General features: G+C 71.5%; 23 protein-coding genes. 7 read left to right on the top strand and 16 right to left on the bottom strand.

The annotated features are described in order from the left end of the window. Nucleotides 1-36 precede the first annotated feature (36 nt). Together ACIA5G_RS41365 and ACIA5G_RS41360 are read left to right on the top strand one after the other, a co-directional pair. Nucleotides 37-906 (top strand): oxidoreductase, encoded by an 870-nt coding sequence (locus tag ACIA5G_RS41365; RefSeq protein WP_395933576.1) that lies wholly within the window; start codon nt 37-39, stop codon nt 904-906. Nucleotides 907-950: 44 nt separating this feature from the next. Continuing rightward, nucleotides 951-1,358 carry a hypothetical protein gene (locus tag ACIA5G_RS41360; RefSeq protein ID WP_395933574.1) on the top strand — a complete coding sequence of 136 codons (408 nt, stop codon included), beginning with the start codon at nt 951-953 and terminating at the stop codon, nt 1,356-1,358. On the opposite strand, the gene ACIA5G_RS41355 is transcribed toward ACIA5G_RS41360, so the two are convergent. Next, nucleotides 1,336-2,661 (bottom strand): MFS transporter, encoded by a 1,326-nt coding sequence (locus ACIA5G_RS41355; RefSeq protein WP_395933572.1) that lies wholly within the window; start codon nt 2,659-2,661, stop codon nt 1,336-1,338. The two genes, ACIA5G_RS41360 and ACIA5G_RS41355, sit on opposite strands and share 23 nt — an antisense overlap. A 109-nt stretch (nt 2,662-2,770) precedes the next feature. Here ACIA5G_RS41355 and ACIA5G_RS41350 point away from each other — a divergent pair, with 109 nt between their 5' ends. Beyond that, nucleotides 2,771-3,718 carry an Lrp/AsnC family transcriptional regulator gene (locus tag ACIA5G_RS41350; RefSeq protein ID WP_395933570.1) on the top strand — a complete coding sequence of 316 codons (948 nt, stop codon included), beginning with the start codon at nt 2,771-2,773 and terminating at the stop codon, nt 3,716-3,718. A gap of 4 nt (nt 3,719-3,722) precedes the next feature. Here ACIA5G_RS41350 and ACIA5G_RS41345 read toward each other — a convergent pair whose 3' ends face one another. Continuing rightward, the gene (locus ACIA5G_RS41345) at nt 3,723-3,968 is read right to left on the bottom strand and encodes a hypothetical protein (RefSeq protein WP_395933568.1); all 246 of its coding nucleotides are present in this window, start codon (nt 3,966-3,968) and stop codon (nt 3,723-3,725) included. A 315-nt stretch (nt 3,969-4,283) separates the two neighbouring features. On the opposite strand from ACIA5G_RS41345, the gene ACIA5G_RS41340 reads away from it, so the two are divergent. The 3 genes from ACIA5G_RS41340 to ACIA5G_RS41330 all read left to right on the top strand — a co-directional run bounded on the left by ACIA5G_RS41340 (nt 4,284) and on the right by ACIA5G_RS41330 (nt 6,395). After that, nucleotides 4,284-4,460 (top strand): zf-HC2 domain-containing protein, encoded by a 177-nt coding sequence (locus ACIA5G_RS41340; protein WP_395933566.1) that lies wholly within the window; start codon nt 4,284-4,286, stop codon nt 4,458-4,460. Nucleotides 4,461-4,504: 44 nt separating this feature from the next. Beyond that, nucleotides 4,505-5,146 (top strand): methyltransferase domain-containing protein, encoded by a 642-nt coding sequence (locus ACIA5G_RS41335; RefSeq protein ID WP_395933564.1) that lies wholly within the window; start codon nt 4,505-4,507, stop codon nt 5,144-5,146. 229 nt (nt 5,147-5,375) lie between these two features. Continuing rightward, nucleotides 5,376-6,395: a chitinase gene (locus ACIA5G_RS41330; protein WP_395933813.1), complete on the top strand. Its 1,020-nt coding sequence runs from the start codon at nt 5,376-5,378 to the stop codon at nt 6,393-6,395. Between the two features lie 51 nt (nt 6,396-6,446). Here the strand turns inward: ACIA5G_RS41330 and ACIA5G_RS41325 are convergent, their stop codons facing one another. From ACIA5G_RS41325 to ACIA5G_RS41305, 5 genes are all read right to left on the bottom strand, one after another. Further along, entirely contained in the window at nt 6,447-7,202 is a 756-nt protein-coding gene (locus ACIA5G_RS41325; protein ID WP_395933562.1) for a thioesterase II family protein, read from the bottom strand. A 104-nt stretch (nt 7,203-7,306) separates the two neighbouring features. Further along, on the bottom strand, nt 7,307-8,146 hold the full coding sequence (locus tag ACIA5G_RS41320; RefSeq protein ID WP_395933560.1) for a carbohydrate-binding protein: 840 nt from the start codon (nt 8,144-8,146) through the stop codon (nt 7,307-7,309). Between the two features lie 78 nt (nt 8,147-8,224). Further along, complete coding sequence (locus ACIA5G_RS41315) at nt 8,225-9,112, bottom strand: AraC family transcriptional regulator (RefSeq protein ID WP_395933556.1); 888 nt, start codon at nt 9,110-9,112, stop codon at nt 8,225-8,227. A gap of 154 nt (nt 9,113-9,266) precedes the next feature. Continuing rightward, the gene (locus ACIA5G_RS41310) at nt 9,267-10,415 is read right to left on the bottom strand and encodes a thioester domain-containing protein (protein ID WP_395933554.1); all 1,149 of its coding nucleotides are present in this window, start codon (nt 10,413-10,415) and stop codon (nt 9,267-9,269) included. A 239-nt stretch (nt 10,416-10,654) separates the two neighbouring features. Continuing rightward, on the bottom strand, nt 10,655-11,284 hold the full coding sequence (locus tag ACIA5G_RS41305; RefSeq protein WP_395933552.1) for a TetR family transcriptional regulator: 630 nt from the start codon (nt 11,282-11,284) through the stop codon (nt 10,655-10,657). Between the two features lie 62 nt (nt 11,285-11,346). Here ACIA5G_RS41305 and ACIA5G_RS41300 point away from each other — a divergent pair, with 62 nt between their 5' ends. Further along, nucleotides 11,347-12,567, top strand: a complete 1,221-nt coding sequence (locus tag ACIA5G_RS41300) for a cytochrome P450 (protein WP_395933550.1) — start codon at nt 11,347-11,349, stop codon at nt 12,565-12,567. Here the strand turns inward: ACIA5G_RS41300 and menC are convergent. The 9 genes from menC to ACIA5G_RS41255 are packed head-to-tail and all read right to left on the bottom strand — an operon-like array spanning nt 12,564 to nt 23,086. Then, nucleotides 12,564-13,670, bottom strand: a complete 1,107-nt coding sequence (gene menC / locus ACIA5G_RS41295; RefSeq protein ID WP_395933548.1) for an o-succinylbenzoate synthase — start codon at nt 13,668-13,670, stop codon at nt 12,564-12,566. The two genes, ACIA5G_RS41300 and menC, sit on opposite strands and share 4 nt — an antisense overlap. Beyond that, a complete protein-coding gene (locus ACIA5G_RS41290; RefSeq protein WP_395933546.1) occupies nt 13,667-14,512 on the bottom strand; it encodes a GNAT family N-acetyltransferase in 846 nt (281 codons plus the stop codon). The genes menC and ACIA5G_RS41290 overlap by 4 nt, the downstream gene beginning before the upstream one ends. A 19-nt stretch (nt 14,513-14,531) precedes the next feature. Next, nucleotides 14,532-16,007, bottom strand: coding sequence for an amidohydrolase family protein (locus tag ACIA5G_RS41285; RefSeq protein ID WP_395933544.1), 1,476 nt, complete (start codon nt 16,005-16,007; stop codon nt 14,532-14,534). A 5-nt stretch (nt 16,008-16,012) separates the two neighbouring features. After that, nucleotides 16,013-17,698 (bottom strand): condensation domain-containing protein, encoded by a 1,686-nt coding sequence (locus ACIA5G_RS41280; RefSeq protein WP_395933542.1) that lies wholly within the window; start codon nt 17,696-17,698, stop codon nt 16,013-16,015. Between the two features lie 16 nt (nt 17,699-17,714). Beyond that, nucleotides 17,715-18,869 carry an N-methyl-L-tryptophan oxidase gene (gene solA / locus ACIA5G_RS41275; RefSeq protein WP_395933540.1) on the bottom strand — a complete coding sequence of 385 codons (1,155 nt, stop codon included), beginning with the start codon at nt 18,867-18,869 and terminating at the stop codon, nt 17,715-17,717. Beyond that, nucleotides 18,862-19,047, bottom strand: coding sequence for a 4-oxalocrotonate tautomerase family protein (locus tag ACIA5G_RS41270; protein ID WP_395933538.1), 186 nt, complete (start codon nt 19,045-19,047; stop codon nt 18,862-18,864). Before ACIA5G_RS41270 ends, solA begins: the two co-directional genes overlap by 8 nt. 17 nt (nt 19,048-19,064) lie before the next feature. Then, entirely contained in the window at nt 19,065-20,132 is a 1,068-nt protein-coding gene (locus ACIA5G_RS41265) for an LLM class flavin-dependent oxidoreductase (RefSeq protein WP_395933536.1), read from the bottom strand. 30 nt (nt 20,133-20,162) lie between these two features. Continuing rightward, nucleotides 20,163-21,401 (bottom strand): DegT/DnrJ/EryC1/StrS family aminotransferase, encoded by a 1,239-nt coding sequence (locus ACIA5G_RS41260; RefSeq protein WP_395933534.1) that lies wholly within the window; start codon nt 21,399-21,401, stop codon nt 20,163-20,165. After that, nucleotides 21,398-23,086: a (2,3-dihydroxybenzoyl)adenylate synthase gene (locus tag ACIA5G_RS41255; RefSeq protein ID WP_395933531.1), complete on the bottom strand. Its 1,689-nt coding sequence runs from the start codon at nt 23,084-23,086 to the stop codon at nt 21,398-21,400. Before ACIA5G_RS41255 ends, ACIA5G_RS41260 begins: the two co-directional genes overlap by 4 nt. Nucleotides 23,087-23,219: the final 133 nt, after the last annotated feature.

Raw genomic sequence — 23,219 nt, 5'->3', positions numbered from 1 at the left:
ACTTCCCCGCGGAACAGCACCTACGTGAGGAGTGGCATGGCGAACCTGGGCGGCACCTATCCCCTCGGCGGCGAACTTTCCGTGACCCGCATGGGTTACGGCGCCATGCAGCTGGCGGGGCCCGGTGTGTGGGGGCCGCCGCGCGACCACGGCACCGCCGTCGCCGTGCTGCGCGAGGCCGTCGAAAGCGGTGTCACCCACATCGACACCAGCGACTACTACGGCCCGCACACCGTGAACGCCGTGATCAAGGAGGCGCTCCACCCGTACCCGGAGTCGCTGACGATCGTCACGAAGGTCGGCGCGCGGCGCAGCGAGGACAAGGGCTGGCCGCCCGCGCTGTCGGCCGAAGACCTCACCCAGGCCGTGCACGACAACCTGCGGAACCTCGGCGTCGACACGCTCGACGTCGTCAACCTGCGGCTGAGCAACAACGCCGGTGACTACCCCGTCCCGATGTCGCTCGCCGAACCGTTCGGGGTGCTCGCCGAGCTCCGGCAGCAGGGGCTGATCCGGCACCTCGGCGTCAGTCACGTCACCGCCGAGCAGCTCGACGAAGCGAAGGCGATCGCGCCCGTCGTCGGCGTCCAGAACCAGTACAACCTGGCGCACCGCGAAAACGACGACCTGGTCGACAAGTGCGCCGCCGAGGGGATCGCCTTCGTGCCGTACTTCCCGCTCGGCGGGTTCAGCCCGCTGCAGTCCGGGTCGCTCGACGACTGCGCCGCGCGAGTCGGCGCGACGCCGATGCAGGTCGCGCTGGCCTGGCTGCTGCAACGATCGCCGTCGATGCTGCTCATCCCCGGCACGTCGTCGCCGGAGCACCTGCGCGAGAACCTCGCCGCCGCGTCGCTCGAACTCCCGGCCGACGTTCTGGCCGATCTCGACCGGATCGGCGCGAGCTGATCGCTACGCTGAGCGCGCAAACAGGCACGAGGACGGAGAAAAGCGTGGCGGAGTGGGGCGATCTGGTCGCTTACATCAGGGAGTCGTACCGGGTGGTGCGGGACGACCCCGACGAGATCCGCATCCGGCTCGTCTACGGCGACGACCCCGACACCGAGCAGCGCGCCCAGATCGTCGTGATCGCCCGCGAGATCCTCGACCAGCGTGAGGACTGGGTGCAGATCGCCACGCCGTTCGCCCGGCACGAGGAGGTCGACCTCCTGGAGGTGCTGACCGAGGTCGGCAACTCGACCGTCGTGGGCGGGCTCGCGGTGATGGGCGACCACGTGGTGCTCCGCCATTCGCTGCCGCTGATCAACCTCGACATCAACGAGTTCATCGACCCCCTCGAGCTCGTGGCCGGCGCGGCCGAGCTGCTGGAGCAGCAGTTCACCGGTCGCGACGACTATTGAGCATCGGCACGACAGCGATGGCAGCGGCCACCGTCAACCCGGCCGCGAGGCCGAGTGACGCGGTGGCCGTGCCGTTGCTGAGGTAGAGCCCGCCGAGGAGCGCCACCCCGACGGTGCCGCCGAGCTGCTGCACGGCGTTGAGCAGCCCGGCCGCCGAGCCGGTCTCGTGCGGCCGGACCCGGTGCAGCGCCGCGGCGAAGAACGGCACCGTGAACGTCCCCATCCCGAGCCCGCACAGCGCGAGCGCGCCCAGCAGCAGTGGCCCGGCAACGTGGACCGCGATGGCGGCGGCGATCCCGGCCAGCAGCACCGCGAGCCCGGCGAACATCACGCGTGCACCGAACTTAGGCACCAGGCGGGTCCCGGCGAACCACGACGAGAGCGCGAGCCCGGCCGAGAGCGGCAGCAGCGTCAGGGCCGCGTCACGGACGTCGAGGCCGAGCCCGAGCTGGAGCTGCATCGGCACCACCTGCATCAGCCCGGTCATCACCGCGAAGAACAGCAGCGACCCGGCGAGCGCCGCCGGGAACCCGCGGTGGGCGAACAGGCTCGGCTCGACCAGCGGCGCGGCCGCGCGGCGCTGGTGAAAGCCGAACACCACGAGCAGTGCGGCGCCGGCCGCGAGCAGAACCCAGTCCTTGCCCGCGGGATCGATGAGCGGGTAGACGAGCAGGCCCGTTCCGGCGACAACGAGCGCGGTGCCGACGGGGTCGAGCCGCGGCCGGGTCGCGGCCTTGTCCTCGCGCAGCAGCCGCGCGGCGAGCAGCACCGCGAGCCCGAGCGGGACGTTCACCAGGAACACCGCGCGCCACGACACGGCCTGCGTCAGCAGCCCGCCGAGCAACGGCCCGGTGACCGCGGACAGGCCCATCACCGGGCCGATGCTGCCCAGCGCCTTCGCGAGTTCGTCCCCGTCGAAGAGCGCGCGGATGAGCCCGATGGTCTGCGGGATGATCAACGCGGCCGCCGCGCCCTGCACCGCGCGTGCCCCGATCAGCAGGCCGGCGGCCGGTGCGGCCGCGCAGACCAGCGAAGCGAGCACGAAGCCCGCGACGCCGACCTTGAACACCTTGGCCCGGCCGAAGATGTCCCCGAGCCGGCCGCCGGTGATGAGGAGGACCGCGAACGGCAGTGTGTAGGCCGCGCTGAACCACGGGATGTCCGCGGCCGGGCCGGGCAGGGCGGTGTGCATGACCGGCCCCGCGACCTGCACGATCGTCGCGTCGAGGAGGTTCATCGCTTCCGCGGTGAGCAGCACGGCCAGTGCGGCCCAGCGGTGCCGGTGGAGCGTGGTGGTCGGCAAGAGGTGCCCCCTTTCGTCGGCACCGACGGTGCCGGACGCTTGGCGGCCGGTTCCAGTTTTCGGGGGATGCTGGCTGATTTCTTCCACGTTGTGCGCTTCAATGAGGAATATGACCGCTCTTGACGACATCGATCGCGCACTGATCCACGCGCTTCAGGTCGACGGGCGGGCGCCGTTCACGAAGATCGGTGACGTCCTCGGCGTCTCGACGCAGACGGTGGCGCGGCGCTATCGCCGTCTTCGCGCCGAAGCGTCGCTTCGCGTCGTCGGCCTGCCCGATCCGCAACGCGCGGGGCAGGCCGAGTGGATGGTCCGGCTCACCGCGACACCGCACACCGCGCAGGACCTCGCCCAGGCACTCGCGCGCCGCGCGGACACCGCGTGGATCAAGCTCATGTCCGGCGGCACCGAGATCTGCGTGAACGTGCACACGCCGGCCGCGAGTGATCATTCACTGCTGCTGCGCGACATCCCGCGCACCGCGAGCGTCACGGCGGTGTCGGCGCACCAGCTGCTGCACCGCTACTTCGGCGGCCCGCAGGCGTGGCTCGGCCGGGCGAACTCGCTGGACGCGTCGCAGGTCTCGGCGCTGACGCCGGTCTTCTCCGGCGAAGGCAAGCCCCTGACCAGTGACGACGACGCGTTGCTGGCCGCACTGCAGCGGGACGGCCGCGCGAGCCTCGCCGAGCTGGCCGCGGCCACCGGCTGGTCGGCGGCGACCGTCGCGCGGCGGCTGGCCGATCTCCAGGCCGGTGGCACGGTGTTCTTCGACCTGGAGGTCGACACGGCCAAGCTGGGCGCCACGACCCACGCGCTGCTCTGGATGTCGGTCGCCCCGGCGCACCTCGACCGCGTCGCGCGGGCGCTGGCGAAGCACCCGGAGCTGGCGGTCGTCGCGGCGACGACCGGCCCGGCCAACCTGGTCGCGCACGCGCTCTGCGCCGACGCGGCCGCGCTGCACCACTACCTGACGCACCGCCTCGGCGCGCTCGAGGCGATCCGCACGCTCGAGACGGCGCCGGTGCTGCGGACGATCAAGGCCGCCGCCTCGCGCTGAGACGTCACCGCGCCTGCGGGATCCGCACCCTCGTGGGCGGCACGACCTGCACGATCCGCTGCAGCCGCGCCCGGCCCAGCCGGTGGAGCATCTCGCCGAGCTCCTCCGGCGCGATGCTCTCTTCGAGGTCGATCCGCGTCACCCGGACGACGCGGTCGATCTCGGAGGCCGGGAGCCGCCCCGCGAACTCCCCGGCCAGCCACACCCCGACCTCGTCGACGACGTCCGCCCGGTGGCTCCGCACTGTCATCGCTCTCCTCGTTTCGGATCGCCTTCTGCCCTGGTCGAGGTCGGAAAATCCCGGCCCGACGCAGGTCGGACGAGCGAGCCCCCGAGCCATGACGCGGAACGGGCGAAGTTCGTGCCAAGAAAGCTTTCCGTGTTCGACCCGGTGAAATCCGTGACGACGTCCTGTCACTCACATGGGCTGTTCGCCGCCCGAAGTTGTCGGCCGATCGGGTGGAAAACGGCAGAAGATCGCCGATGGCGCGTACGGGACAGGACGCTGGAGACGTCCGGTAGTGCGGGTGTTCCCTCGGGGAACGCGGAAACGGAGACACGATCCATGGGCCGGTACGACCGGACCGACCTCGGGGCGTACAGCCTGGGGTTGCTCGACGCCGCCGAGACGGCGCGGGTGGAGCGGCACCTGGCCGCGTGCCCGGACTGCCGCCAGGAGGTCCGGGAGTTCGAAGGCGTCCGCTCGATGCTCGACCACCTGGCCGTACCCAAGTCCACTTAGGACTCATCGCGGATCTTGTCGGTGCCCGCCGCTACCGTGCGCCCGTGACCGACGACCAGTTCCTGACCACCACCCGGGCGACCTACGCGATCGTCGCCGAGAGCTACGCCCGGGTCGTGCCACCCGTGCAGGAAGACATCGAAGACCGCGCGCTGCTCACGGCGTTCGCCGACCTCGTCCGCGCCGGCGGCGGCGGGCCGGTGGCCGACCTCGGCTGCGGCACCGGCCGCGTGACGGCGTTCCTGGCTTCGGCGGGCCTCGACGTCTCCGGGATCGACCTGTCCCCCGAGATGCTCGCGGTCGCCCGCCGCGACCACCCCGGCCTGCGGTTTTCCCACGGTTCCCTGCTGGAGCTCGAGCTGCCGGACGGCGGCCTGGCCGGCGCGCTGGCGTGGTATTCGATCATCCACACCCCGCCCGAGCTGCTGCCGCGCGTGTGCGCGGAGCTGTTCCGCGTCCTGCGCCCGGGCGGCCACCTGCAGCTCGGCTTCCACGTCGGCGACCGGCGGCACCACAGGACCGAGGGTTACGGGCACGAGGGGCTTTCGCTGGACATCTACTGGCTGCCGGTGCAGCGGGTCTGCGACCTGGTGTCCGGCGCGGGGTTCGAAGTCCTGACGCAGGTCCTCCGGGACCCGGCCGCGCGGGTGCCGCAAGGGCGTGTGCTGGCGCGGAAACCGGCCTGATCCCGCATGGCCGTTCGCGCAGACAAGGTGCCCGGATCACCCGAATTCTTGACTGGACTAGACCAATCTGCTCTAGTGACCCCTGTCACGTTCGTCCCGGCCGGATGAGCACACATCCCCGACACCGGACGCTCCCCCGTCCGGACTCCGTCGTGGCCGAAGGAGTGAGCGAGTCTTGAGAAGACGTCTTGTCGCGGTCCTTTCCGCGTTCGCGGCCGCTGCCGCACTGGTGCTCGGTGTTCCGGCGTTCTCCGACCAGGCCCCGCAGGCGGCCGCCGCCGCGTGCAGCGGGCCGAACTGGGTGGCCGGCCAGTGGTACGACGTCGGCGCGGTCGTCAAATACACCAACGGCAGCTACTACCGCGCCAAGAACGCCAATCCGGGTTACGACCCGATCATCAGCACCTGGTACTGGGAGCCCTACAGCTGTGACGGCGGGGGCGGCGGCACCACGTGCAACGCGCCGAACTGGGTCGCCGGGCAGTGGTACGACGTCGGCGCGGTCGTCAAGTACACCAACGGTGGTTACTACCGCGCCAAGAACGCGAATCCGGGTTACGACCCGATCATCAGCACCTGGTACTGGGAGCCCTACGACTGCGGCGGCGGCACGAACCCCGGCAACCCCGGCTCGTTCGTGGTCAGCGAAGCCCAGTTCAACCAGATCTTCCCGGGCCGCAACTCCTTCTACTCCTACAGCGGCCTGACCGCGGCGCTCTCGGCGTACCCCGGCTTCGCGAACACCGGCAGCGACACGGTGAAGAAGCAGGAAGCCGCGGCGTTCCTCGCGAACGTCAACCACGAGACCGGCGGGCTGGTCTACATCGTCGAGCAGAACACGGCCAACTACCCGCACTACTGCGACTGGGGCCAGTCCTACGGCTGCCCGGCCGGCCAGTCCGCCTACTACGGCCGCGGCCCGATCCAGCTGAGCTGGAACTTCAACTACAAGGCCGCGGGTGACGCGCTCGGCATCGACCTGCTCGGCAACCCGTGGCAGGTCGAGCAGAACTCGGCCGTCGCGTGGAAGACCGGCCTCTGGTACTGGAACACCCAGAGCGGCCCCGGCACGATGACCCCGCACAACGCGATGGTCAACAGCCGCGGCTTCGGCGAGACGATCCGCAGCATCAACGGCTCGATCGAGTGCAACGGCGGCAACCCGGCGCAGGTCGAGAGCCGCGTCGCGAAGTACCGCCAGATCAGCTCGGTCCTCGGCGTCGACCCCGGCGCGAACCTCTACTGCTGATTCCTGACGCGGGTGGGGTGCGCCGGATCGCGGCGCACCCCACCCGCTTGCTCAGCGGGCGAGCCGTTCGCCGATCAGCCGGTTCACCGCCGCGTGGTGGTCGTTGAGGTAGAAGTGCCCGCCCGGGTACGTCTTGAGTTCGAAGCCGCCGGACGTGTGGCTTGCCCACTGGCGCGCTTCGGCTTCGGTGACCTTCGGGTCGCTGTCGCCGAGCAGCGCGACGACCGGGCAGCTGACGTCGGGGCCCGGGCGGTAGTGGTAGAGCTCGGCCGCCTTGTAGTCGCTGCGCAGCGCGGGCAGCACCAGGCGGACCAGCTCGTCGTCCGCCAGCACCTGCGCGGCGGTGCCGCCCTGCTTGCCGACCTCGGCGAGCAGCCCGGCGTCGTCCAGCTCGTGGATCCGCTCGTCGCGGGACGTCGACGGCGCGCGCCGGCCGGAGACGAACAGGTGTGCCAACCGGGTGCCCCGCGCCTCGAGCCGTCGCGCGACTTCGAAGGCCAGGCTGGCGCCCATGCTGTGGCCGAAGAACCCGACCGGCCCCGAGGTCTCGGCGGTCTCCGCGGCGAGCACCGCCACCAGCTGGTCCGCGAGCACGAACAGGTCGTCCACCGGCGGTTCGGTGTACCGGTCCTGGCGGCCCGGGTACTGCACCGCCAGTACCGCCACCGAAGGTGACAGCGCCGCCGAAACGGGGTGGAAGTAGCTCGCCGATCCCCCGGCGTGCGGGAAGCACACGAGCCGGGCCGTCGCCGACGGCGCCGGGTGGAAGCGCCGGATCCACGCCGAGGCTTCGAGGGAAACAGTCATGGAGCCGAATCTGGCAGGCCGCGGCGCGCACGTCGACCCCTATCGCCCGGAAACCCGGGTGGGCGGGCCCCGGCGTGCAGACCGGGACCCGCCCGTTCAGGCGGTCACCCGGCCCGCCACAACGCGGGGACGGCCGGGGGTTCCCAGCCCGGCTGGGCGGTGTGCCCCTGCAGGCACACGTAACCCTGGCCGCCGTAGGTGACCCGGGCGCCGGCCGCGTAAGCGGTGCCTACCGCCCACGAGGTGCCGCCCGGCGGCGTGGAGGTAGTGGAGGTGGTGGGGGCGGTCGTGGACGTCGGCGGTGCCGACGTGGGCGTCTGCGGCACGTTCAGCACGAAGTCGAAGGCGGCTTCCTTGGCGGAGCCGTTGTCCCGCACGGTCATCAGCAGCCGCGCGTCGAAGATCGTGTCGGTGTTGTTGCGCGGCTCGTTGGGGAAGTAGAGCTGCGTGGTCAGGATCGGCCGGCCGGGCGCCTGCACCTTGACGTGGATGTGCCGGGTGCGGCCCGGGTAGAGCCCCGGCACGATCGTGGACAGCGTGAACGCGCCCTGGGCGTTGGTGTACTGGTGGCCGCGGAAGGTGTACCCGGCGTTGTCGTACGCGCCGTTGACGTCCGCCTGCCAGAAGTCCAGCAGCGCGCGGTTCACCGGCAGGCAGGCGAGCCCGAAGACGTACCCGGTCACGGTCAGCCGGGTGCCCTGCGTGCCGGGTGTGACGAGGTTGGTCCGTTCCGGCGAGTTGGGCTTGAAGTACGGGCCCTCGGTCTGCGCCGGTGTCGGATCGTCGTCGTCCTGGCACGCCGGGGTCAGTTCCGGGACCTGGCCGCCGGCGACGGTGGTGCGGGCGAGCGCCGGGCCGCCGATCAGCGCGACCGGCGCGGCGACGCCCGCGGCGAGCGCGGCCTTCAGCACCGTCTTGCGGCTGAGCTTGCTCTCTTCGTCCATGCCTGCTCCTCGTGGGGGCGTCGGGAATCCCCTCGAACGTAGGCAGCGGACCGGGCGGGCGACGATGGACTGGACCGGTCAGTCGTGGTGCTTCTCCCCGCCGCGCCGGAAGTCGCCGGGGCTCAGCCCGGTTTCCCGGCGGAAGAAGCGGCAGAAGTAGGCCGGGTCCGCGAACCCGACGCGGCTCGCGACCTGCCGCACCGTGAGGTCCGTCCGGAGCAGGAACCGCTGCGCTTCCCGCGTCCGCGCCTCGCGCAGCAGCTGCGCGGCGGTGCGGCCGGTCGCGGCCTTGACCGCCTCGGTGAGGTGACCGGGGGTGACGCCGATCCGGTCGGCGTGCGCGCTCACCGACCACAGCCCGAGGTCGGGATTGCCCGCGAGCCGCGTGAACTCCGCCGCCACCGCCCCGGCGGGCACCGGCGGTGCTTCCGGCGTCCCCGGCAGCCGTCCCACCCGCACGACCAGGACGTGCAGCAGGGCTCGTAGCACGGACTCTTCGCCGTGCCGGTGCTCTTCTTCGAGGTCGGCGATCAGCCGCGAGACGGCGGCGTCGGCGCGTTCGTCGAGCTCCAGCCACGGCCGTTCGCTCAGCCGTCGCAGCCGCTCGCGGTCGGCCGGGTGGTCGAGGAGGAAGTCGTCGGTGAACACCACGACGTGCCCGGTCAGGCCCCGCACCCCGGCCCACTGGTGGACCTGGCCCGGCGTGATGACGCCGAAGTGCGGCGGCCGCAGCGGCCAGCGCGCCAGGTCGACGACGTGGGTCCCGGTGCCGCCGGTGACGTGGACGAGCTCGTGGAAGGTGTGCCGGTGCGGGAACTCCGCACGCGACAGCGGCCCGATGGTGTCGAACGTCCCGACGGCGAACGGCGGCGCGTGCGGCGCCGGCACCTCCAGCCGGTGCATCGGCAGCTCCCCCGCCCGCGGCCGTGAGCAGGGTGTCCCGGGCGGAACGGTGGTGCCACGCATGGTCTGGTCCCTTCGCCGGTCGGCAGAAAAGTCTAGACCAATCCGTGCACGATTCGCCGGATTTGCCCCCATTGATCGCACGACGATCGTCGGTATCCGGACACAAAAAAGCGGGGCCGGTCCACAGTGGACCGGCCCCGCCTTCGGAGTGGTACTACGCGCGGCTGCGGCGACGGTTCACCAGCAGCATCAGCGCGCCGCCACCGAGCAGCAGGCCGCCGACGGCGAACGGAACCGCGGCATCGACACCGGTGTTGGCCAGGTCGCCGCCACCGCCGGTCGAACCGGCCGGGGTGGTCGGGGCGGGCGTGGTGCTCGGCACCGCGCCGGCCTCGGTCCACTTCGCGGCCGCCTTCGCGGTCACGGCGGTCTTCTCCGAGTCGGCGACGATCAGCGACTGCGCCGGCTGCTTCGCGTAGTTCTCGGCGACGAACAGGCGCCCGGTGTCCAGGTGCCCGCTGACCTTCAGCGCGAACGAGCCGTTGCCCGGCTTGGCGTCCTTCGGGACGTCGATGAACAGCTTGCTGCCGTCCTTGACGTCCGCGGCCTTCAGCTCCTTGCCGTCGGCGTCGGTGAGCTTGACACCCTCGGGCAGCTCGCTGGTGAGCGAGGTGATGTCACCGGTGGTCGCGACGTCGAACGGGCCGATCCTGGTGCCCGCGGCGCCTTCGGTCTTCTCCGCGGCGATGTTCAGCGTCGGCTTCGGCTGCTGGCCGATCCCGGTGTTGCCACTGCCGGTGAGGTAGTCGTACAGCGCGACGACGTCGGCGGCCGCCGAGGCGTCCCCGTCACCGAGCGGGTTGCCGTGGTCGAGGTTCTTGCCGTCGCTGAAGTGCCACACGGCCGCCTGCGTCGCGGTGATGGCCTCGCGGTCGCTCAGGCCGCCGTGCAGCTTGGCGCCCGCCTTGGTGACGGTGGTGCCCAGCGTGTCCAGGCCGACCCCCGGGTAACCGTGGTGCAGCACCCAGTTGATCTTGTCGCTGTTCCCGGTGAACGGCGACTTCGTGTCGGGGTACTTGTTCCACGGCCGCTCGACCATGTCGACGTCGTTGCGCATGCGGACGGTGATCTGCACGCAGTAGAGCTTGAGGGCGCTGCCGTCGGACAGCTTGAACCCGAACAGCTCGGTGCTCGCGCCGCCGCCACCCTCGAGGTTGACCCGGTAGCCGTAGGCGCCCTGGTCGCTGACCCGGCCGCGCGCCGCGCCGTCGTCCGCAAGGGCCGAGGGGGCACCGACCACAACCGCGGCGGCCGCGGCGAGCACTGCGATCCCGCCCCGCACGAAAGCTGACCTGACCTGCATAAATCTCCTATCCGAGCCCGAACCGCGACGGCAGGGCCGCGTGAGACCACAAATCCCCGATCACGACGGCCACTGATTCGGGTGAGTGATCACCCGGTCAAGCGAGACCGGAGCTTACACGGACCCCACAAGGCTTACGCACGGTGTCCCTGTTGACACGAATGGGTTCCGGGAAGTGCACAAAACGGTCTTCAAGAATTGCGCAGGTGACGTTTCTTCGGCCTCCGCGGCAGCGCCGGTCAAGCGCCCCTGAATGCTTCGTTCGCCGCAGGTCGCAGCCCCGATGCCATCCGGCCGATGATCGACGCATACTCCGCCTTCAGCCGGGCTTTGTCCACATCGGACGCTTCGGCCAGCGCCAGCCCCGCCGTGCCCAGCATGCCGAACACGAGCCGGGTGGTCGTCTCGAGCGGCTGGTCTTCGATGTCGCCGCCGTCCATCAATGCCTTGAGCAGCTGCTCGATGAGGCCGTACGCGTACTGCTCCTCGGCCGCCTGCCAGCGGCGCCAGCCGAGGGCGATCGGGGCCTCCTGCCAGACGACCCGGCCGTACACCGGGTCGCAGCAGTGGTCGAGGAAGACGTCGAGGGCGGCCAGTGCCGCCGGCCAGGGGTCGGGGAACCGCGCGGCCGCGGCCGCGGACAGCCCCATCGCGTCGGTTTCGAGCTGCTCGAACACCGCCTCGAACAACGCCGTCTTGTTCGCGAAGTGGTGGTAGATCGCGCCCCGCGTGGCCTGGATGTCGGTGGCGACGTCTTCCAGTGTCGTGCCGGCGAAGCCGCGCTCGGCGAACCGGCGTGTGGCTGCCGCCAGCAGGGCGGCCCGGGTCGCCTCGGAGTACTGCTCCCGCCGGCTCTTGACAGTCGACATGCGCAAAGCATAGGACATACACTGCGTATGTCACCAACACAGCGTATGTCCTGGGGGTTGTGATGACCGAGCCCGACGAAGTGCTGTTCAACCCGTTTGCGCCCGGCTTCTTCGAAGATCCGTACGCGCAGTACAAACTGCTGCGCGACGAAGACCCGGTGCAGAACCACCCGCTGGGGTTCTGGTTCGTCTCGCGCTACGAAGACGTCTCCGCATTGCTGAAGGCGGGGCTGTCGGTCGAAGTCGCGAACCTGGCGCCGGCCGCCTTCAACGAGCAGATCGAGTACTTCGCGTCGGAGGACAATGCCGGTGCGCTCAACCGCTCGATGCTCGACCGCGACCCGCCCGACCACACCCGGCTGCGCTCGCTGGTGACCAAGGTCTTCACCCGCCGCGCGATCGCCGCGCTCGAACCGCAGATCGTGCAGCTCGTGGACGACGCGCTGGACCGGATGGCCGAGCTGGGCAGCTCGGACCTGGTCGAGGAACTGGCGTTCCCGCTGCCGTTCGCGGTGATCTCGGCGATGCTCGGCATGCCGCCGACGGACCACGCGCGGATCCGCGAGCTGAGCGGAACCCTGGTGCGCTCGCTGGAGATCGTCGCCGACGAGGAGTCGGCACGCGCGATCGTGGCGGCGGACGCCGAGCTGACCGCGATCACGCGTGAGGTCATCGCCTGGAAGCGCGACAACCCGGCGGACGACCTGCTCACGGCGTTGATCGCGGCGGAGCACGACGGCCAGGTCCTCGACGGTGACGAGCTCGTGGCGCAGGTCGTGCTGCTGTATGTGGCCGGCCACGAGACGACGGTCAACCTGATCGCCAACGGGGTGAACGCCTTGCTACGCCACCCGGACCAGCTGGCCCTGCTGCGCGCCCGGCCGGACCTCGCGGCGAACGCGGTGGAGGAGTTCCTGCGTTACGACTCCCCGGTGCAGCAGACCCGCCGCATCACGACGGCACCGCACGTGGTGGCGGGCAAGGAAATCCCGGCGGGCACGTTCGTCCTGGCCTGCCTGGGCTCGGCGAACCGCGACGAAAGGTACTTCGGCCCGGACGCGGACCAGCTGCGGCTGGACCGTCCGGAGGCGCGTCACCAGGTGTCGTTCGGCGCGGGCCCGCACCACTGTCTCGGAGCCGCGTTGGCCCGATTGGAGGGTCAAGTGGCGATCAACCGGCTGGTGCAACGGTTCCCGGAGCTGGATTTCGCCGGGGAACTGACCTGGAACGGCCGGATCAACCTGCGCGGCCCGGCGAAGTTCCCGGTGACGGTGCACGGCTAGGGAGCGGCCAGCCACGTCCGGTCGCCGGTGACCTCGGCCAGCAGCTCGGGGATCGGCGCGACCCCGAGGCCCGGTCCGGACGGCACCGGCAGGCACCCGTCGTCGAGCACGAACGGATCGGTGATGTCGGTCCGGTAGAACCGGCCGGACGCGGACGTGTCGCCGGGCAGGGTGAAGCCGGGCAGGGACGCGAGTGCGACGTTCGCGGCGCGGCCGAGGCCGGATTCGAGCATTCCACCGCACCACACCGGGATCCCGTGGGCCACGCACACGTCGTGCACCCGCCGCGCTTCCAGGTAACCGCCGACGCGGCTCGGCTTGATGTTCACGATCCGGCACGCGCCCAGCCGGATCGCGTCGGCCGCCGAACGCGCCGACACCACCGACTCGTCCAGGCAGATCGGGGTGCGCAGGTGCCGGGCCAGCTCGGCGTGGCCGAGTACGTCCTCCTCGTCCAGGGGCTGTTCGATCAGCAGCAGCTCGAAGGGATCGAGCCGTTGCAGCTGCGGCACGTCCGAGAGCGTGTACGCGGTGTTCGCGTCGACCTGGAGCAGGATGTCCCCGAAGCGCTCGCGGACCGCGCGCACCGGCTCGACGTCCCAGCCGGGCTCGATCTTCAGCTTGATCCGCCGGTACCCGGCCGCGAGGTAGCCGCCGACCTCGTCGAGCAGCCGCGGGACGGAGTCCGCGATCCCGACGGAAACCCCGCACGGCACGACGTCCTTCGTCGAGCCCAAGGCGGTGGCGAACGACGTCCCGTGCGCCCGCAGCTCGGCGTCCAGGACGGCCATCTCCAGCGCGCTCTTGGCCATCCGGTGCCCCTTGACCCCCGCCAGCAGCGGCCCGACCTTGTTCGCGGTGAGCTCGCCCGCCGCCAGCAGCAGCGGGACCAGGTACGTCCGCAGCACGTGATCAACACCGTCGACGTACTCCGGGGAGTACACCGGCGCGGCCATCGCGCCGCACTCGCCCCAGCCCTCGGCGGCCGGCGTCACCACCCGCACCAGCACCAGGTCCCGCACGTCCTGCGAGCCGAACGACGTCCGGAACGGCGCCACCAAAGGCATCCGCACGCGTAACAGCTCAACTCCGGTGAGTTTCACGGCCGCTCCCTCGAAACCACGTAGTGGCCGGCGCGGTCGAACCCGGCAACCCGGGCGCCGTCCGCCATCAGGCCGTGCAGCACCTCCCGCAGCGCGATCCGCCAGGCCCGGCCCAGCCCGGGGTCGCTCGCCCGCACCGCCTCGATGTCCGCCGGCACCGCGACCAGCACGACCGGCGCGTCGGCCGGGCCGGGCACCGGACCGCCGTCCGCGCCGACGGACAAGGCGCGTGCGCCGGCCGTGCCGTCCACCCGCGGCGGAAACCCGCGCACCGCCGCGTCGACCGGCGGGCCGGCGAGGTCCCAGCCGACCATCAGCCGGTCCGTGTCACCGGAGCCGTTGATGGCGTCGCCCATCGGGCCGTAGAAGTTGGTCAGGTAACACGCGGGGCGGGCGGCGAGCTTGGTCAGGTTGAAGTGGGCGTTGCGGCGCACCAACGGGTCGAATGTCCAGGAGACGCGGGTGACGCCGTGGCGCAACGCCCACGCGCGCTGGTGCAGCTTGAGCGCGAACCCGACGCCCCGGCCGTGCCCGGCGCGGGCGACCCCGGCGATGTGGCTGTGCAGGCCGCCCTCGGCCGGGTTGCCGAAGAACGCGAGGGAGCCGCCGAGCAGCCGGTCGCCGTCGAACGCCCCGGCCACGTGGTTCCCGGCGGTGACCATGGCCTTCAGCAGCTCGACGGTCACCAGCGGGCTCCCGGGCGCGGTCCGCCAGATCGCCTGGAAGAGCTTGCACACGGCGGCCAGGTCGGCCACGGCGGCCAGCTCGCGGACCACCACCCCGGCCTTGGCGGCGGCCTCGCCGGCCACCAGGTCCGGCGTGTTCGTCGTGGTTCCGGTCATCGGACCTTCCTCTCCGCCGTCATCGCGGTTCACCGCGCAGTGCCCGCCCGGGCAGCGCGTCCGGGCGCAGTTCGCCGTCCGCGACCACCGGGACCCCGGCGACGAACAGGTGCCGGACCCCGGCCGACGGCCGGGTGGGATCGGGGTAGGTGGCCGAGTCGGTGATCGTGGCCGGGTCGAGCACCACCAGGTCGGCGTCCGCACCGGCGTCGAGCCGCCCTTTGCGCCGCGCCGCCGGAGCGACGTCGTCGAGCACCCGCGCGGGCAGGTGGGAACAGCGGCGGAACGCCTCCAGCCACGTCCAGGCGCCGGTCTCGCGCACCATCAGCCGCAGCGCGCGGGCGAACGTGCCCGCGGTGCGGGGGTGGGTCGACCCGCCGGGCGGCAGCGGCCATTCCGTGCTCTCGCGTGTGCCGTCTGACCAGGTCACCGGCATGGCGTCACTGGCCACGACGGCGTCCGGGAAGGCCAGCGACGCGTGCAGCAGCGCCCGGTCCGCGGCGACCCGCTCGTCCAGGAACTCCAGCACGCACGCCGCGCCCGGGTCGGCGCGCCGCAGTTCGCGCAGGCGGGCCTCGTCGGCGACACGTTCACCGGATTCGAGCATCACGACGCTGCTCGGGCCGAGTCCCTTCAACCGCAACCGTTCCGGGTTGATGAACGCGGCTCCGACGGCCGTGCTGCCCGCGCCGTACGGGTACGCCTCCACGGTCACCCGCGAACCTTCCCGCCGCGACCGGTCCAGCGTGCCCAGCACCCGCTCGAGGTGGCGCCCGGACGTGCTGTTGACGTGGCAGTGGTGCAGGGCCGCGCCCGTTTCGGCCGCGGCCAGCGTGATCTCCGCCGGCCCGTCGACCGGGGTGGCCGGATCGACCTCCGCCAGCTCGCGCACGTGCGTGTACACCGGCACGCCGGCGTGCGCGGCGAGCCGGGCGACGGCGAGGAACTCCGCCGGCGCCGAGTACGGCGCGTACCCCATCAGCACACCGATGCCCAACGCCCCGTCGGCCAGCTCACCGTCCAAAAGGGACAGCCAGGCGGCGAGCTCCGGTGCTGACGAGGACCGCTGCCACCTCGGGTCGCCCAGCACCGCCATGGTGGTCCGGACCTGCGCGTCCGGCTCGGTCCCGGTGAGCACCCGGGCCCGGGCCGCACCCCAGGAAGCGGAAAAGCCGTAGTTCACCGGCCGCCCGGCCGCGGCCGCTTCGGCGTACGCCCGCGCCAACGGCATCAGCCCGGCTTCCAGTTCGAGGGCCGTGGTGACTCCGTCCATCGCCTGCAGCCGCAGCCCGGCGATCGACTGCGCGTGGCTGTGCAGGTCCACGAACCCCGGCCCGACGACCAGGCCGGTGACGTCGACAACCGTGGCCCCCGGCTCCGCCGTCAGCCCCGGGCCGACCGCGCTGACCTGGTCGCCGGTCATCAGGACGTCGGCCACACCGTCAGAACCGCCGGCCGGGTCGATCACCCGGCCGCCACGCAGGAGTGTCCGCACGCCGCTCACCCGCGGCCGTGCCCGGCGCCGGCCGTGATCGCCCGCAGCGCGGCGAACCACAGGTCCGCCAGCTCGCCGACCTCGGCCTCGGTCAGGTGCCCGCCGGCGAACGTCCAGTTCGCCACCAGCTGCGGGCCGTCGGCCGTGTCGTAGGTGATCGCGTTCAGGTCGAGCACGTGGAACAGCGGCATGTCGGCCTGGCCACCGCCGAGGAAACCACCACCTTCGCCGGGCCCCGGCCGCGGCGTCCACGGGCTGTGGCCGGTGGTGGAGGACACCCGGCCCAGGTAATTGAACCCGATGTCCGGCCGGACCGCGGTTTCCAGCTGCGCGCGCGTCCGTGCGTTGAGGTGGCGCAGCAGCCCGAACCCGAGGCCGTCGGGGACCGCGCGCACCTGCTCCTTGATCCGCTCGACGCCGTGGCGGGTCTCGGCTCCGCCGTCGAGCAGGTCGTCCCAGGCCACCACCCCGGGGTCGAGGCGGACCGGGTACATGCTGGTGAACCAGCCCAGCGTGCGGGACAGGTCGACTCCTGGGGCGACGGACTCGTCGCGCCCGTGCCCTTCGACGTCGATCACCACCGGGCCGTCCGGCCGGCCGCGCAGGTGTGCCCACCGCGCCGCCGCGAAGCCGAACGCGGCCAGCAGGATGTCCTGGATCCCGGCGCCGAACGCCGACGGCACCGTCCCCAGCAGCGGGACCGTCTTGTCCACCGGCAGCCGCCGCGACACCTTGACGGCGGTGGCGTAGACGTCCTTCTTCGGGTCGAGGCCGGCGCTCACCAGCGGTTCGGCCGGGGCCAGGATCCTTTGCCACACCGGCAGTTCCGCCGTCCGCGCCGGGGCGTGGGCCGCCGCGGCCAGCAGCATCGACCAGCGCCGGAACGAGGTCCCGGTGGCCGCCAGCCCGATCGGCTTCCCGGCGCTGATCGCGGCCCAGCCCGCGGCCAGGTCCTGCAGCAGGATCCGCCACGACACCCCGTCGACCGCCACGTGGTGGATCACCACCAGCAGCGTCCCGGCCCGGTCCGGCCCGTGGTCGAACCAGACCGGTTGCAGCAGCGAGTCCGCCACGAACCCGAGCCGGTCACCGGCCGCTTCGTACTCGGTCACGACGGTGGTCCGGAGCCGTTCGGCGGACAGCTCGCGGCAGTCGACGCGCTTCAGGAACCGTTGCACGGGAACGGATCCGGCCGGCCGCACGGTCAGCGACAACCCGTCCTCGCCGGTGGCCACCCGCAGGCGGAGCACGTCGTGGTGGTCGACCACCGCCTGCAGCAGCCGGGTCACCCCGCCGGTGTCCAGGCCGGCCGGGGTGGCGATCAGCATGGCCTGGAAGAACCGGTCGACCAGCCCGCCGTGGGCGCGGAACGCCTCGATGATCGGGGTGACGGCGACCGCCCCCACGCCGACGTCGTCGAGCGGGTCCGGCGAGGCCCCGCCCTGCCGGGCGACCGGCGCCAGCGCGGCCGGGGTCTCGTGCTCGAAGACGTCCTTCGGCTTGAGCAGCACACCCACCGCCCGGGCCCGCCGGACCAGCCGGATCGTCGATCCGTCGTCTCCGCCCAGGTCGTAGAAGCTGTCGTCGGTCCCGACGTCGTCGAGCCCGAGGACCTGGCCGTACAGCTCCGCGAGGGCCTGCGGGGTCACCGGCAGGATTTCCTCGATGTGCCAATGGTTTTTGTCGGTCATGCCAGCCTCAGCGCACTCAGTCGAATCGATCGGGATCGGCGAAGTCCAGGGCGACCGCCGGTGGCCGGCCGAGGACGGTGTCCGCGAGCACCTCGCCCAGCCCGGGTGCGTGCTTGAACGCGTGCCCGCTGTCCCCGCCGCCGACGACCAGCCGCGGATCCCCGTGCGGCCGGCCGACGAGGAACTGGCGATCGGGGGTCAGCGTGTACATGCACACGGTCGTCTCGGCGGGCTCGATCGCCAGTCCCGGCGCCGCCCAGCGCGCGATCGCTTCGATCCGCTTCCAGTCCTGCTCCGCGATCCTCCGGTCGCAGTCACCGGCCGACGTTTCCCGGAACACCGCGGCGTCGTCGTCGTACTCGAGGGCGAACTTGACCAGGCCGCCGGCCACCGCGCCGTGGCCGTACACGATGCCCGCACCGCCCAGGTCGCGGAGGAAGATCGGGAACTCCGTGACGCCGAACCGGCCGGACCCGGCCGCGGGCCGGAACCACGTCATCGGCGTCCGCACCACGGTCAGCGGCAGGTCCGGAACGAGCTGCGGCAACCACGGGCCGGCCGTCACGACGACCTGCCGGGCGCGGATCGTCCCGGCGCCCGTCGTGACGACCACACCCCCGTCGACCAGCTCGATCCCGGTGACCGGGGCGCCGGTCCGCACTTCGGCGCCGGCTCGCTCGGCCGCGCCGGCGGCGGCACGGACGGCGTCCTCCGCGCGGAGCATGCCGGCGGTGGGATCGAGGACGGCGATGTGATCGTCCGGCACACCGTGGTGCTCCGGGAAGCGGTCGGCGATGGCCGGCGCGTCCAGCACTTCGACCGCCACGTCGTGCACCCGCGCCGCCTCCAGCGTGCCGGCGACCAGGTGGCAGCCGGGCGGCCCGATCAGCAGCCCGCCCGTCTCGGCCAGCAGCGGCCGCCCCGCGCCTTCCTCGAGCTCCCGCCACAACCGGCGGGACAGCCGCGCCAGCGGGACGAGACCCGGGTGCTCGAGGCAGGTCGTCCGGAACATCCGGGTCGAGCCGTGCGAGGACCCCCACGGGTGACCGATCGAGAACTGCTCCACGCCGACCACGTCGGCACCGCGGGCGGCCAGCCGCCACAGCGTGGCGGCGCCGACCACCCCCAGCCCGACGACGACAACCTCGGCGTCCCTGATGTCGTCAGCCACCCTGACGACCGCCGATTCCCCAGCGGTGCGGCGGAACCGGCTCGAGCGTGATCCAGGTCGACGGCCGGATCTCCTCCCCGTAGACCGCGACCACGGCGTCGGTGAGGCGCTCGATCAGGGCCGGCTCAGTGTCCGCGTCGAGCCGGTGCTCGTAGATCTTGACGGTGATGTAGGGCATCGTCGCTCCCGTGCGGCTCAGGCGGTCTCGGCGAACTTCGGCATGACGTCCCGCACGAACAGGTCGAACGACCGCCGGGACTGCGCCTCCGGCATCGCACCGGGGTTGAACTGCAGGCTGACGCAGAGGTCCGGGCCGAACCACCGCTCGATGGCCGTCAGCTGAGCCGCCACTTCGGCGGGGGTCCCGACGAGCACCTTGTTGTCCGCGAGGGCCTTGCCCAGGCTGTACTTCTTCACCTTGTCGGCGAAGGTCTCGTACCCCGGGTAGTCGGCGCTCCTGACCTCCGCCAGCGCGGCGACCTCCCGCGCCATCATCGTGATGTAGTTGCGCTCCCAGGTGTCCGCCACGGTCATCGCCGTTTCGCGGTCGTCCGCGACGTAGCAGGTGTACTTGATCTGCACCCGGGGCGCCGGCTCGGCGTGCCCGGCCTCGGCCCACGCGTCGCGGTAGCGCCGCACCATCTCCTGCAGCCGTTCCCGCGACACGACCGACGGGACGACCTGCACGCCGTAACCATCACGGCCCGCCGCGGCGCACGAGTCCGGTGTGGACGCCGACGCTACGTAGATGCGCGGGTGCGGTGTCGTGTACGGGCGTGGCTGCAGGGTGACCGGGCCGAAGCTGTGGAACTTGCCGTCCCAGACCACGTCGGTCTCGCTCCACAACCGCCGGCACGCCTCGACGCTTTCCTGGAACCGCGCCCGGCTTTCGTCCATGGAGAACCCGAACATCTCGAACTCACGCGGCAGGAACCCCCGGCCGAACCCGACGTCCAGGCGCCCGTGGGACAGGTTGTCCAGCACGGCGAGCCGGGACGCGATCTTCACCGGGTGCTCGAAGGCCGCGATCACCGCCCCGGTGATCAGGCGGATCCTGGTGGTCCGCATGGCCGCGGCGGTCAGGAAGAGCACCGGGTCCGGGCTGTAGCCGCCGTAGGGCGAGCAATAGTGCTCGACCGTCTGGACGTGGGCGAACCCGTTGGCCTCGGCGGCTTCGACGAGGCGGAGGCTTTCTTCGTAGTACTGGGCCGGCCCTTTGCTCGCCGGGTCGACGACGGGGAAGAAGTTGATTCCGAATTCCACGACAACCTCTCGAAAATGGTCGGAGCCGGCTCAGCGGGACGTCAGGGCGCCGGCGGTCTCGGCGAAGGCGGTGGCGAGCGCCTGCGTCATGTGCTCGACCTGCCCGTCGCTCAGCGCGGGATAACAGGGCAGGTTGACCTGGGCGCCGAACCAGGAGCGCTCGGCGACCGGGCACTCGCCCGGCCCGTGCCCGCGCCACCGCCACTCGGGCAGCAGGTGCAGCGGGAAGTAGCGGAGCTCGATCTGCACCCCCTGGCGGTCGAGCGAGCGGACCAGGCGTTCCCGGGCCTCCGCGCCGTCGGCCACCAGGAACGTGTACAGGTGGTAGGCGTGTTCGGTGTCCACCGAAAGGCTTTGCGGCCGGGCCGCCGAGCTCATGCCGATCACTTCGTCCAGGCTCGCCGCGATCATCCGGCGCCGCTTCACCAGGTCGTCGAGCCGGTCCAGCTGGACACTGCCGACCACCGCCGCGGGCTCCGACAGGGTCGCGTTCGTGCCGGCCCGGAGGATGCGGAGGTAGTCCGAGGTGTAGACGTCGTCGGCGTCCCGCATCCACGGCAGCAGCGAACCGCCGGGCAGGCTGTACTCCCAGCTCGGCCGGACCGAGCCGTCGACCCGGTTGGACCGGATCTGGTTCAGCCGCTCGGCCCAGTCGTCCCGCGCGAAGGTGATCATGCCGCCTTCGCCGAGCGTCGTGATGTTCTTGAGCGAGTGGAAGCTGAAGCAGCCGATGTCGGCCAGCGCGCCGGGGTGCTCGCCGTGGTAGCTCGCACCCAGCGCGTGCGCGCAGTCCTCGAGCACCAGGCTGCCGTGGTCGTGCGCGATCCGGACGATCTCCCGCATGTCGGCCGGCGCCCCGCCGTAGTGCACCACGATCACCGCGCGCGTCCGTTCGCTGATCATCGACCGCAGCGCTTCGGGGTCCATGTTCAGCGTGTCCGGGTCGACGTCGCAGAACCGGACGTTCACGTCGAGGTCGAGCAGCGGCTGGGCCATCGCGCGGTAGGTCTGCGGGGTGACGATGACCTCGTCACCCCGGCTCAGGCCGAGCAGGTGGGTCGCCAGTTCGAGCGCGACCGTCCCGCTGGTCACCGAGAAGGCGTACCGGGAGCCGATCCGGTCGCGGAACCGCTGCTCGAACAGCTGCCGGTGACGCCCCTGCGAAAGGATCTCGCCCGAGTCGATCAGCTCGGCGAGCGCGGCCAGCTCCTCGCCGCCGAGAATGCTTCCTCTGCGTGCCGCGGGCACGACGTATCCCGGCATCGTCATCCCGCCTTCACCTGTTCGGAGAACCGCTCGCGCAAGGTCTTCTTGTCGATCTTCCGGGCCGGTGTCAGCGGCAGTGCGTCCATGATCTCCAGCTGCGCGGGGATCTTGTACTCCGCAACACCGATTTCGGCGAAGATCGCGCGGACGTCGGACAGGTCCAGCTCGGTCCCGGGGTGCAGGACGACGCAGGCGCAGATCCGTTCGCCGGTCCGCTCGTCCGGGACGGCGATCACCGCCGCGTGCTGCACCGCGGCCAGCAGGTACAGGTGGTTCTCCACCTCTTCCGCCGAGATCTTCTCGCCCGCCCGGTTGATGATGTCCCGCGACCGGCCTTCGACCATCAGGTTCCCCGACTCGTGCACCCGCACGATGTCGCCGGTGCGGAACCAGCCGTCCGGGGTGAACGACTGCGCGTTCACCTCGCGGGCGTTGTAATACCCCCGGATCGTGTAGGGGCCCCGGGTCTCCAGCAGTCCCATTTCGCCCGGCGGCACGGGGTTCCCGTTCGTGTCGACGACCCGGATCTCGTCGGCCGGGCTCATCGGGCGGCCCTGGGTGGCGTCCACCACCTCGTCGGGATCGTCGAGCCGGGTGTAGCAGAGCAGGCCCTCGGCCATCCCGTACACCTGCTGCAGCCGGCAGCCGAAGATCGGCTGCACCCGCTTGGCCAGCTCCGTCGCCAGGCGCGCCGAACCGATCTGCAGCGTTTCCAGGCTGCTCAGGTCGAACCGGCCGGGATCGGCGGCGAGCGTGTCCATCCAGTGCTTCGCCACCGACGGCGCCAGCGCCGTCACGGTGACACGTTCCCGCTCGATCGCGGCAAAAGCGTTGCGCGGGCTCGGAGTGGGCACCAGGACCGCGGTCCCGCCCACGACGAAGGTCCCGAGCAGCCCGGGACAGGCGAGCGAGAAGTTGTGCGACGCCGACATCGTGGCGAGGTAAACGGTCTTGGCGGTGAACCCGCACACTTCCGCGCTGCGCCGGGCGTTGTACTCGTAGTCGTCGTGGGTGCGCCCGATGAGCTTCGGCAAACCCGTGGTGCCACCGGAAAGCAGGAAGGTGACGACGTCGCGGCTGCCGACCGTGCTTTCGTCCAGCCGCTTCCGGCGCTCGTCGGCGTCCCCTTCCGGAGTGCACATCGCCGTCAGGTCGAGGCAGCCGTCCGAGGGGCTCCCCGCCGAGCCGTCCTCCTGGACGACGAGGAGCGTGCGCACCGCGGGCACGGCTTCGCTGACCCGGTGCGCCAGCTGCTCGTGCTCGTACCCGCGCCAGGTCGACGGTGTGGCCAGCGCCGTCGCGCCGCCGTGGCGCGCGATGTGCACCAGCTCGTGGTCCCGGTGCGGCATCAGCGTCATGATCGGCACCACACCGGCCCGCGCACAGGCGAAGAACAGGACCACGAACTGCCAGCAGTTCGGCAGCTGCACGACGATCCGGTCACCGGCCGCCAGCCCGGTCCCGAGCAGCTTCTCGGCGAGGGCGTCGGCTTGCACGGCCAGCTCGAGGTAGGTCAAGCTGACCGCGCCGTCGACCACTGCGGTGTCGTCACCGCGGTCGTCGGCCCACTCCCACAGCAACGTTCCCCACGTCTTCCCTCGCCAGTGCCCGGCGGCGGTGTACTCCGCCGCGAGCCGGTCCGGCCAGGCGGGCGTACCAGCGGTCGCCCGGTTCTCCTTGCTGTCCATGCACTTCCTCACAAAGTTCGGTTCGAGCCGGGGTTCTGCCGCACCAGCGGCGAGACCTCCTGATACTGTGCCGTCCGTTACCAATCCGACCTCAGTCACGGCCGAATCGGCCCGTAGCAACGGTTACGTGCCG

Source organism: Amycolatopsis sp. NPDC051758 (genome assembly GCF_044453095.1).
GTDB lineage: Bacteria > Actinomycetota > Actinomycetes > Mycobacteriales > Pseudonocardiaceae > Amycolatopsis.
The sequence above is the reverse complement of the archived record's forward strand: the minus strand, read 5'-3'. Positions and strand labels throughout refer to the sequence as shown.

Excerpts from the sequence above, each read along its gene's own strand:
- ACIA5G_RS41365 (WP_395933576.1), top strand. The coding sequence starts at position 37 with ATGGCGAACCTGGGCGGCACCTATCCCCTCGGCGGCGAACTTTCCGTG.
- ACIA5G_RS41350 (WP_395933570.1), top strand. The coding sequence starts at position 2,771 with ATGACCGCTCTTGACGACATCGATCGCGCACTGATCCACGCGCTTCAG.
- ACIA5G_RS41345 (WP_395933568.1), bottom strand. The coding sequence starts at position 3,968 with ATGACAGTGCGGAGCCACCGGGCGGACGTCGTCGACGAGGTCGGGGTG.
- ACIA5G_RS41340 (WP_395933566.1), top strand. The coding sequence starts at position 4,284 with ATGGGCCGGTACGACCGGACCGACCTCGGGGCGTACAGCCTGGGGTTG.
- ACIA5G_RS41325 (WP_395933562.1), bottom strand. The coding sequence starts at position 7,202 with ATGACTGTTTCCCTCGAAGCCTCGGCGTGGATCCGGCGCTTCCACCCG.
- ACIA5G_RS41320 (WP_395933560.1), bottom strand. The coding sequence starts at position 8,146 with ATGGACGAAGAGAGCAAGCTCAGCCGCAAGACGGTGCTGAAGGCCGCG.
- ACIA5G_RS41315 (WP_395933556.1), bottom strand. The coding sequence starts at position 9,112 with ATGCGTGGCACCACCGTTCCGCCCGGGACACCCTGCTCACGGCCGCGG.
- ACIA5G_RS41310 (WP_395933554.1), bottom strand. The coding sequence starts at position 10,415 with ATGCAGGTCAGGTCAGCTTTCGTGCGGGGCGGGATCGCAGTGCTCGCC.
- ACIA5G_RS41305 (WP_395933552.1), bottom strand. The coding sequence starts at position 11,284 with ATGTCGACTGTCAAGAGCCGGCGGGAGCAGTACTCCGAGGCGACCCGG.
- ACIA5G_RS41300 (WP_395933550.1), top strand. The coding sequence starts at position 11,347 with ATGACCGAGCCCGACGAAGTGCTGTTCAACCCGTTTGCGCCCGGCTTC.
- ACIA5G_RS41290 (WP_395933546.1), bottom strand. The coding sequence starts at position 14,512 with ATGACCGGAACCACGACGAACACGCCGGACCTGGTGGCCGGCGAGGCC.
- ACIA5G_RS41280 (WP_395933542.1), bottom strand. The coding sequence starts at position 17,698 with ATGACCGACAAAAACCATTGGCACATCGAGGAAATCCTGCCGGTGACC.
- ACIA5G_RS41270 (WP_395933538.1), bottom strand. The coding sequence starts at position 19,047 with ATGCCCTACATCACCGTCAAGATCTACGAGCACCGGCTCGACGCGGAC.
- ACIA5G_RS41260 (WP_395933534.1), bottom strand. The coding sequence starts at position 21,401 with ATGACGATGCCGGGATACGTCGTGCCCGCGGCACGCAGAGGAAGCATT.
- ACIA5G_RS41255 (WP_395933531.1), bottom strand. The coding sequence starts at position 23,086 with ATGGACAGCAAGGAGAACCGGGCGACCGCTGGTACGCCCGCCTGGCCG.